The organism is Streptomyces sp. NPDC056161 (genome assembly GCF_042268025.1).
Lineage (GTDB): Bacteria > Actinomycetota > Actinomycetes > Streptomycetales > Streptomycetaceae > Streptomyces.
Map to the genome: position 1 here is coordinate 1 of NZ_JBHJUV010000156.1, position 1,463 is coordinate 1,463.

Annotated in this window: 1 protein-coding gene; it reads left to right on the forward strand. The window is 69.2% G+C overall.

Annotated elements, in window-relative coordinates; all coding sequences use genetic code 11:
• Positions 1-88: 88 nt before the first annotated feature.
• On the forward strand, positions 89-1,348 hold the full coding sequence (locus ACFC09_RS46065; protein ID WP_376539204.1) for an IS701 family transposase: 1,260 nt from the start codon (positions 89-91) through the stop codon (positions 1,346-1,348).
• The last annotated feature ends 115 nt before the right edge of the window (positions 1,349-1,463 follow it).

A 1,463-nucleotide genomic window follows, 5' to 3' on the forward strand; every position in this document is an offset into this window, starting at 1 on the left:
AACGTTGCCTGTCGGGGCACTAGTAGTGCTTGGTCAGGTGGGCTGTGGTGTTGCGTGTCTTTCGGGTGCTGTGTGGCGTTGAGGAGTTGTGACTCCTGACGAGATAGCTGCGGTGCGTGGTGAGTTGGAGGCGTTCGCGGCGGAGGTGTTCGAGCCGTTCGCGCGTAACGACCAGCGTCGGTGGGGCCAGGTGTATCTGCGGGGACTGCTGACCGACGGCAAGCGCAAGTCGGTCGAGCCGATGGCCGCTCGGCTCGGTGAGGACGGCAACCGGCAGGCCCTGGCCCACTTCATCACCACCAGCCCGTGGGATCCAGCCCACATCCGTGCCCGTCTGGCCTGGAAGATGGAAGCGGCGATCCGGCCGGCCGCGCTGATCTTCGACGACACAGGGTTCCTCAAGGACGGCAACGCCTCGGCGTGTGTGTCGCGGCAGTACACCGGCACTGCGGGCAAGGTCACCAACTGCCAGGTGGGCGTCTCGCTGCACCTCGCGTCCGATCACGCCTCGGCGGCGGTGAACTGGCGGTTGTTCCTGCCGCAGATCTGGGATCCCGCAGCGCCGAAGGCGGACCCGGACAGGGTCGCCCGCCGCGAAAGCTGTGGCATCCCTGACGACGTCGGTCATGTGGAGAAGTGGCAGCTGGCGCTGGACATGGCTGATGAGGTGCGCTCGTGGGGCATCGAGGTGCCGCTGGCCATCGCGGACGCCGGATACGGCGACGCCGCCGCCTTCCGGCTCGGCCTGAACGCCCGCGGCATGCACTACGTGGTGGGGATCTCTACCACGCTGTCGGCCCAGCCCGGCGACGCTGAACTGGTGACGGCCCCGTATTCCGGGAAGGGACGCCCGCCGGTGCCGAAGTACCCCGACCCGCCCCGATCGGTGAAAGAGCTGGTCATCGCTGCGGGCCGGAAGGCCGCGCGGCCGGTCCGGTGGCGCGGGGGATCCCGGCCCGGCACCGGCGGCCGCAGGCGCATGTATTCCCGCTTCGTGGCATTGCGGATCCGGCCCGCCGGACGCGAGATCCGCCAGGCCACCGACGGCCCGGAACTGCCTGAGTGCCGGCTGCTGGCCGAGTGGCCCACGGGCGAGAGCGAGCCGGTCCAGTTCTGGCTGTCCGACCTGCCCGCCGACACCCCGCTGACCACCCTGGTCCGGCTCGCCAAACTCCGCTGGCGGATCGAGCACGACTACCGGGAGATGAAGCAGGCCCTGGGCCTGGCCCACTTCGAGGGCCGCACCTGGGGAGGCTGGCACCACCACGTCACACTCGTCTCCGTCGCCCACGCCTTCTGCACCCTGCAGCGACTGGACCGGACCCCAAAAGACGCGGCGCCGGCCTGAGCCTCTACCAAGTCGTCCGCGAGCTTCAGACACTCCTCGCAGTCTGGACCGGCGCCTGCCCCACCTGCCACCGCGACATACCCACACCGATGCGAACCTGACCAAGCACTACTAG